Below are 7,900 nucleotides of genomic sequence, written 5' to 3'. Positions count from 1 at the left end.
CGACAGCGGCCGACACGGATACAGGGGCCCTCGAGATACCGGCCGGCCGATGACCGGACGCTCAGCCCGCACAGGTGAATACGCGCAGGTACGCAAGCAATGCCACACCCGTTCAGCTCATCGCTCTTGCGATCCTGGCCGCCGGAGTCCTGGCCCTTGTCCCTTCCCCGAGCCCGACGGCTTCCCTACCCGCGCGAACTCACTGCCGGGGCCTCGAAGCAGTCAGCGGCCTGGTGGCAGGCGGCTTGACGAACGCGGGAGCAGGCGAATCGGCGGCGGGCGGTGCGGTCCGCTGACCACCGGTAGCAGTGCGCGTGACGGATCGGCTCGGGACTCAGCCACCGAGTCCTTGGCCGTTGGTGATGCGTTCCGAGGACCGCGGATACCGCGGCGCTGCGATCGGCCGAGGCATGGCGCGGCAGGCCACAATGGCCCCGGCGCGGCCCGGCAGACAGGGCAGTAGGGCCGCGGAGGGCTTCGCCATCCCAGCCCCTGAGACCCAGTGCCGGCACGGCGCAACAGAACGGCACGGAGCGGGATGCCCCGTGCCGTCCCGATCAGTCACGCCTCGGGCTCAGTTCCCCGCGTAGTTCGGCTCCCCGGTGTCGGACGACGCCGGAACGGTGTCGGACACGGAGTCCGACGGCGCCGGAGCGGGTTGCTGATCAGCAACTGCAGCGCTTCCTTGCACCGCGGTGTCACCGCTTGGGGAGCAGTTGCCGCCGGCCGGGGACGAGTCCATGAGGGCCATGCCCATGCCCATGTCCATCATGCCCATGTCCATCATGCCCATGTCCATCATGCCCATGTCCATCATGCCGCCGCCGAAGCCTCCTATGTCGCCGCCGAACATGGAGCCACCGAAGCCTCCATCGCCGCCCACGCCCAGGCCACCGACGCCTCCATCGCCGCCCACGGAGCTAGGAGCATCAGCCACAACACCTTCAGGGTTAGAACCCTGAGCTACGAGATCGCCATCACCGCCACTGGTATCGAAGCCACTGCGGTCACCGATTTCACTGCCGCCCGTCGCGCCGGGGCCGCTCGCCTGGCCAGCGCCAGACTCCCCGCCGGTGCCAGTCCCACCAGACTCCCCGCCGGTGCCAGTCCCACCAGACTCCCCAGTCCCACCAGACTCCCCGCCGGCACCTTGCTGCTGTTGCTCACCAGCCTGGTCACCGGCACCTTGCTGCTGTTCCCCACCAGCCTTATCGTCCTGCTGGTCGGCCTTATCGTCCTGCTGGTCCGCCTTATCGTCCTGCTTGTTGCCGCCCTTGGCGCCACCTTTGCCGAGGCCACGGGCGATCCGTCCGATCCCGTTGATGAGGCCGATGAGACCGTTACTTCGGGCGGCAGCAGGAGGGGCAGCAGGTGGAGCTGCCGACGCAGATGGCGGGGGAGCAGCCGGAGGAGCGGAGGGTGTTGAGGCGGGCGCCGCAGGGTCTGCCTGCCCCGCGCCTGCGCAGGCGGTGGGGGTCGGGCTTGCTGCACTGGGAACCGTGCCGGTGTCCGCGGCGAAGACCCCTGGCAACAGGATCCCAGCCGTCAGGGCCACTACCGCGCTTGTGGCGACGGCGGCCTTCTTCTTCCTGTTGCTGATGCGTTTGTGACCCGACGTTCCCTGTCTGTGTGTGGATGTGCCCATGACGTGCCGCTTTCGAGCCGGTGGTGAACCTCGTCACGTTCACCGTTCGATGCTCATTGCAAGGGCAACGATCGTTCGGCGGATCCTCACCGTGGCGGAGGCTCCAGAGCCCAACGTCGGGGCAGGCGGCAGGCGATCCGTCAGCGGTCCATCACCGTGTCGGCGAGCGCGCGGAAAATCAGTGCGGTGGAGGTGGCACCAGGGTCCTGCTGCCCGATACTGAGCGAACTACGGAACGCCGGGCGGCCCTTGCGGGCCGCCATGCCGGTGGTGGCGGTCATGCCGTCCTCTGCGGCTTCGGCAGCGGCCGAAGCCGCCAGGGCGAAGCGCTCACCCGCCCACGCCTTGCGCTCGAAGGCGGCCAGAGCGGGCGTATAGGCGTCGATCATTGTCTTCTCACCCTGCACCGCGGCACCGAGCCGCTGGATACTGGCAAGCCCCGCCGCCAGGGCCACTGCGAACTGGCCGGCATCGACCTTCGGCGAGCCTAGGCTCGTCCCCAGAGTCCGGAACGCAGCGCCGTACAAAACGCCGGACGCGCCGCCGGCATGGGCGGCGAGAGCGGTGCCCGTGGCAATGAGCACGTCACCGACCGTGACAGCTTCCAGATCGGCGAGTGTCTCCACGGCGACGGCGAAGCCTCGGTGCACATTGATGCCGTGATCGGCATCGCCGACGGCCACGTCGAGCTGGGTCAGATAGTCCTGGTGCCGACCCATGGCTTCGGCGATGGCCTGCACCCAAGCCTGGGCGAGGGCGATGTCCACCGGCTCTCCTTCAACGCGGTTGTGCTGGTGCGACAGGGCAAAGAGCGGTGATCGAAGGAAATGTCGGCCGCTCAGCCCCTGCGGGGTGCGCCGACACTCCGGTAGCAGGGCCAAACCGGAAACCCGGCGTCGCGCATTGGCTTGCCCTGCCTATCGGCACCCACCGGTCGTCGACGCGGATCGGTACCACGTTGGTCGTTGGTGTGTCCGCTCGGAGGTAGTCCAAGCCGGTGGTCCGTTCCATGAGCCGCTCACTTGCACAGGGGTTCACCTCTCGCCCCCTACGGGCGGGAGATCCCGGTCGGCCGTCGAGCTGGCGGGGGAATGGATGCCCGGCGACCGACTCGGGAACTGTATTCACCAATCGTGAACACTGGTTCGAAAAATATGACTGTTACGGATCGGCTGTCAAGCCAGGCAGCAGAGAGCCCCCTGTTCCGGACACCTTTCCCCTCCGAAACTTGCCAGGCCTGCCTAGATTCACCTCACAGCGTCAAGTAGCTTGTGGGGCACATGTACAGGACGAAGGGGACCTCACCTGCCGGGGTGTTGAGCCCACCGGATGGAGAGCTGTCCGGACACTGCCGCCTGTAAGACTGTTACTGAATCCTATTCAGCAACAAGGAACTCGTTTCGGTCATATGCCCTCCGCTGTTTTCGGCGTTACGTTCCGGGCCCGGGGGCGACTCTGGGCACGCCGAAGGTCCGCGCTGCTCGCTGACAGCGCGAGGGACCACTGACGGATCACCCGCCGCCTGCCCAGACGTTCGGCACCGAACTTCCACCCTGGAGAGGATCCGCCGAACCATCGTTGCCCCTGCAATGAGCATCAAACGGTGAACGCGAGGGGTTCACCACCGATTCAGGAGCAGCACGCCATGGCCACATCGGTACACAGACACGGAACGTCGGGTCACAACGTCAGTAGCAGGAAGACGGCCGCTGTCGTTACGGGTGCGGTGGTGGCCCTGACAGCCGGGGTCCTGGTGGCGGCCTTTGCCGCGGACACCGATTCGGTTCCCAGTTCAGCAAGCCTGTCCCCCGCCGCCTGCGCGAACGTGGGTCACGCAGCCCCTGCGGCGTCTGCCGCAACAGCCCCTGCCATTTTGCCTGCCCCCCCGCCATCCACTCCGGCCGCCCGTCTGCCCGCTGGCCAGGGCAACGACCTCAACGGCCTGATCAACTCGATCGGGCAACTCATCCGCAACGGCGGCTTTGGCGTCCCCGGTCTCCCCAGTGTCCCCGGTCTGCCCGGTCTGCCCGGCGCCGGCCTCCCCGCCCTCCCCAGTGTTTCCGCCATGCCCATGGTTCCCGCCCTCCCTGTTATTCCCGCCCTCCCCGTTGTTCCCGGCCTCCTCGGTGGCCCGGGCTTCGGCAGCCCCGCCGCGGTCGCCGCGGCTCTCGACGCTGTTTCCTCTTCGACCGCCAGCGATTGCCCCCGACGCGGTGATGCTGCGGCGGAGGGACGTGCGGGCTGATGATCAGCTACCTGCTCCGGCGCTTCCGGCTCGCCCTCTGACTCGGGCCTCGCGGCCCCGGATTCTGTCGGCAACAGCGCCGGGAATCAGGGGTGGACGGGGTCTGAGCCCGCAGCGACGGCGAGCCACAGACTGCCCGGCGGATCTCCTCGAGGCGCAGTGCCCTGACAGACACCGCGCCGCTTCGTCCGCCGGGCACCCCGGGGGGAGGGGGAAGGGGGGATGCCCCGGCAGCACCCTGCTGCCGGGGCATCCCCGCGCCCTCGGCCTGCCGGCCGGCTGCCTCCCGCCACCCCAGATGGCCCCCATGCTGAACAGCCTCCCGCACCGCGGCGTATTTTCGGGACGCACCAGCCAGCTCCACCTGCCGCCGAGCCTGCAGGGCGCTCCGATCAGTACCAGGGGCAGCCCGAGGACGGGTCGGCAGCAGCCCGTGTGCTCGCGTGGCGCGGGCGTTGTTCTGGTCTCCTGGTTGCCGGAAGCCGGCGTTCAGGCACCTCGGTCCGCACGCCGGAATCTCGTGTATGGCCTCGCGCCGGTCATGGGCAACGGCCCGCCTATGCGGACTTTCCCCTGTTCGCCCTTGTGCCGGCGTGATCGTTGGTCGATCCGTACGACGCCCGGAGTGCCCCCGACGGGGGCACTTGTGGCTGCTTGCCCCAGCCACGGCCGACGGCGGTTTCCAGCTGTCGGTGATGACGCGCCACCTCATCGTGGCGTACGCCGCCTCCGCCGTGGTCCGTGGCGCCGGGGCAAAGGATCAGCTCAACGCCCTGCCCGCCGAGCAGTACCTGTCGGCTCTGCTTGCGCGTGGCCTGTCCCATGCACAGGTAGCGGCGGAGATCGACTCGTCCGGGTCGCGTGTCGAGGCCAAGTGAGTGAGCTCCTGCGGGTGTTGCACCTGCGCAACCGCGTGCAGGCGACCACGCTGGCCTGCACCGCTGGTCTGCTTGACCGGCCAGTGGTCCGAGGTGCCGGCGCGGGCGGGCCCAGTGTGGGCCGGCCAGGATCGCCCGGGCTCTGGGTGCGGGGAGGGGGTCTGGTCTACAATCTCAGAGCGATAATGATGAACGGAGTTCGGTAATAACGAAACGAGGCGGCCGTTCGATGGTTCAGTCGGTGCAACGGGCGGTGCAAATACTGCAGGAACTCGCAGCCGCGGGACGCTTGGGGGTGACCGAGCTGGCTGATCGGGTCGGCGTAGCCAAGCCCACAGTACATGCGCTGCTGCGGACCCTCGAGGCGGACAAGCTGGTCACTCAGGATCATGACGGCGGCAAGTACATGCTCGGTCCCGGCCTGGTGCAGCTGGGCAGCGCATACCTCGACACCCACGTGCTGCGCTCACGCTGCGTACCCTGGGCCGAGGTACTGGCCTCGCGCACGGGCGAGGCGGTGTGGGTGGGCATCCTCACCGACGGCAATGTCCTGGTCATCCACCACGCGCTGCGTCCCCAGGGCAACATGCAGATGCTGGAGGTGGGCGCGTCCCTTCCGTGGAACACCTGCGCGCTGGGCAAGGCCATTGCGGCGTTCCTGCCCCCAGAGGAACGCCAGCAGCTGCTGGATGGGGAGCTGGTCGCGCTCACGGGCTGGAGCGTGACCGACCAGCAGACGCTCACCGAGCAGCTCGAGCAAGTTCGGCTGACCGGCTATGCGTTGGAGGAGCAGGAGGCGAACCTCGGCGACGGCTCGATCGCCAGCCCGGTCCTCGACCGCACTGGCCAGGTCGTCGGCGCCATCGGCATCACCGCACCCGTCGAACATCTGACGGGCGAGGAGGACAGGGCCCGGCACGCCGCCACCGTTCGCGACACTGCCCGCAGCCTCTCCCGCGAGTTCGGTGCCGGCCGCGGCACCCGCTCCTATCCGGCCCAGCGCGCCGCGGGGTAGCCCGTCCCGGGTGCGCGCACATGTTGCCCGTTGCCCGTGTGGGGACGGGCTTATCGCTCGTCGCCCGGGACCAGAAGCCTGCTCTCATAGGCGAGGATGACCAGCTGGGCCCGGTCCCGTGCCTTGAGCTTGGACAGGATTCTGCTGACATGGGTCTTGGCCGTCTGCGGCGAGAGCACCAGCTTCCCGGCGATCTCGTCGTTCGACAGCCCGCGCCCGACCAGGACGAGCACCTCTCGCTCCCGGTCGGTCAGCACGTCCACTCGCGCCGAGGCGCCCGTGGTCTCTCTGCCTGGCGCGAACCGCTCGATCAGTTTGAGGGTGCTGCGCGGGACCAGCAGGCTCTCGCCTGCCACGACGGTCTTGATCGCGCTGAGTAGTTCCGCCGCGGCGGTGTCCTTCATCAAGAATCCGCTGGCGCCGGCGCGCAGCGCCCCGAAAACGTATTCGTCGTGACCGAAAGTCGTCAGGATCACGATCCTGACCCCGGGCATGTCGGGCGCCGAGGTGATCTCAGCGGTGGCCGTGATGCCGTCCTTGACGGGCATCCGGATGTCCATGAGCACCAGGTCGGGTGTCAGATCGCGGGCCAGAGTGACCGCCTGCTCCCCGTTCTCGGCCTCGCCGACCACCCCGAGTTCCGGGTCGGAGTCGATCAGCACACGAAAGCCGGCCCGCACCAGTCTCTGGTCGTCGGCCAGTAGCACGCGGATGGTCACGGTGCCCACCTTCTTCGCAGATCGAGCGCGTGGTCGGGCTCAGGATACGAACGAGCTGGTGGGAATCTGCGCTGCCACTCGGAAGCCGCGCGGCGCGATAGGCCCCGCCTCGAGCGTTCCGCCCACTGCCTGAATACGCTCACGCATCCCCCGTAGGCCGAGTCCGGATCCGCCGCCGACACCCCCGGGGCCGCCGCGATCGGTCACTTCCACCCGTACGACGCCCTGCCTGTAGTCGAGCAGGATGCGCACCTGGGTGCCGGGCCCGGCGTGGTGGAGGACGTTGGTCAGCGACTCCTGGACGATCCGGTGCACGGTTGCTTCCACCACCGCCGGCACGTCGTGCGCGATGCCCAGGACGAGGTACTCGACCGTCAGCCCGGCTTTGTGCGCGTTCTCCACCAAGGCGGGTACCTGGTCCAGCCCGGGCGGCGGGGTGACTGGCGGCGCGCCGTCGTCTTCGCGTCGCAGGAGGCCCAGCGTCATGCGGATCTCCTCCAGCGCAGTGCCGCTTGCCTCGTTGATCATCTGTACCGAGGCCCGCGCTTCCTCGGGCTGGGTGTCCAGTACGTGCTCGGCGACACCGGCCTGCACCCGGATCATCGCGATGCTGTGCCCGATCACGTCATGGAGTTCCTGGGCGATCCGCAGCCGTTCCTCGCTCACCCGGCGCCGTGCCTCCGTCTCCCTGGTCTCTTCGGCTCGTCGTACGCGCTCTTCGGCCTCCTGCCGGAACCGTCGCTGCCCGGCGGTCACGAGGCCCATCGCCACAGCGGCCGCGAACCAGCCCAGCTGGAGGCCGTTGCCGAGGTCGTACTCCGGGATCCGGTCCACGATTTCCGCCATGGCGAAGACCAAGGTCATCGAGAGCGCGGCAGCGACAACGACGACCGACATCGAGCACGCGAGACCGACGCCGTACAGGGCGACGAGCGTGAACACGCCCATTGGGAAGACCGCGCCGGTGCGATAGGCCTGAAGCAGCGTCAGGCCCACGGTGAGGGCCAGGGCCGCGAGCGGCCGGCGCCGCAGCAGAAGGAGCGACGCTCCGGCTCCGATCGCGATGAGCGTCCCGCGCCAGCCGAGCGCCCGGTTGACGAACACTGCGGACGACAGCCATACGGCTGTGGTCAGCGCAGCAACTTTCAGCAGGTCGCGCAGGCGGCTGTGCATACCCCGAGCGTAGATCGGCCAGTGGCCATGTACGCGTAGCCGACACCAGTGGCCGGGCGGGCGGTCGCCGTCCGGGGCGTTCGACGGCTGGACCGCGCTGGTGCCCCCGAAGAGCACAGCCTACTGCCGCCTGCCGAACCCGGACTGATCACTCCCACCCTGCTGCTGCCCGCCACCGAACCCGGACTGATCACTCCCACCCTGCTGCTGCCCGCCACCGAACCC

Annotated in this window: 6 protein-coding genes; 2 read left to right on the top strand and 4 right to left on the bottom strand. The window is 68.6% G+C overall.

All coding sequences use genetic code 11. The features are described 5' to 3' along the window. Nucleotides 1-574 precede the first annotated feature (574 nt). Both ABZ471_RS38235 and dhaL read right to left on the bottom strand, forming a co-directional pair. Nucleotides 575-853: a hypothetical protein gene (locus ABZ471_RS38235; protein ID WP_359073193.1), complete on the bottom strand. Its 279-nt coding sequence runs from the start codon at nucleotides 851-853 to the stop codon at nucleotides 575-577. Between the two features lie 932 nt (nucleotides 854-1,785). Continuing rightward, nucleotides 1,786-2,412 (bottom strand): dihydroxyacetone kinase subunit DhaL, encoded by a 627-nt coding sequence (gene dhaL / locus ABZ471_RS38230; protein ID WP_359073191.1) that lies wholly within the window; start codon nucleotides 2,410-2,412, stop codon nucleotides 1,786-1,788. A gap of 2,173 nt (nucleotides 2,413-4,585) precedes the next feature. On the opposite strand from dhaL, the gene ABZ471_RS38225 reads away from it, so the two are divergent. Both ABZ471_RS38225 and ABZ471_RS38220 read left to right on the top strand, forming a co-directional pair. After that, on the top strand, nucleotides 4,586-4,768 hold the full coding sequence (locus ABZ471_RS38225) for a hypothetical protein (RefSeq protein WP_359073189.1): 183 nt from the start codon (nucleotides 4,586-4,588) through the stop codon (nucleotides 4,766-4,768). Between the two features lie 229 nt (nucleotides 4,769-4,997). After that, a complete protein-coding gene (locus ABZ471_RS38220; protein ID WP_359073187.1) occupies nucleotides 4,998-5,783 on the top strand; it encodes an IclR family transcriptional regulator in 786 nt (261 codons plus the stop codon). A 50-nt stretch (nucleotides 5,784-5,833) separates the two neighbouring features. On the opposite strand, the gene ABZ471_RS38215 is transcribed toward ABZ471_RS38220, so the two are convergent. Both ABZ471_RS38215 and ABZ471_RS38210 read right to left on the bottom strand, forming a co-directional pair. After that, nucleotides 5,834-6,502: a response regulator transcription factor gene (locus ABZ471_RS38215; protein ID WP_359073185.1), complete on the bottom strand. Its 669-nt coding sequence runs from the start codon at nucleotides 6,500-6,502 to the stop codon at nucleotides 5,834-5,836. A gap of 39 nt (nucleotides 6,503-6,541) precedes the next feature. Continuing rightward, entirely contained in the window at nucleotides 6,542-7,675 is a 1,134-nt protein-coding gene (locus ABZ471_RS38210) for a histidine kinase (protein ID WP_359073184.1), read from the bottom strand. Nucleotides 7,676-7,900: the final 225 nt, after the last annotated feature.

Origin of the sequence: Streptomyces sp. NPDC005728 (assembly GCF_040630895.1) — a bacterium.
In the GTDB taxonomy this organism is placed as follows: Bacteria; Actinomycetota; Actinomycetes; order Streptomycetales; family Streptomycetaceae; genus Streptomyces.
Note: the sequence above shows the minus strand (reverse complement) of the source record. Positions and strands in the feature narration are given on the sequence as shown.

Bases quoted from the DNA above. Each gene is read 5' to 3' on its own strand.
- ABZ471_RS38210 (WP_359073184.1), bottom strand. From the start codon at position 7,675: ATGCACAGCCGCCTGCGCGACCTGCTGAAAGTTGCTGCGCTGACCACA.
- ABZ471_RS38235 (WP_359073193.1), bottom strand. From the start codon at position 853: ATGTTCGGCGGCGACATAGGAGGCTTCGGCGGCGGCATGATGGACATG.
- ABZ471_RS38225 (WP_359073189.1), top strand. From the start codon at position 4,586: ATGACGCGCCACCTCATCGTGGCGTACGCCGCCTCCGCCGTGGTCCGT.
- ABZ471_RS38220 (WP_359073187.1), top strand. From the start codon at position 4,998: ATGGTTCAGTCGGTGCAACGGGCGGTGCAAATACTGCAGGAACTCGCA.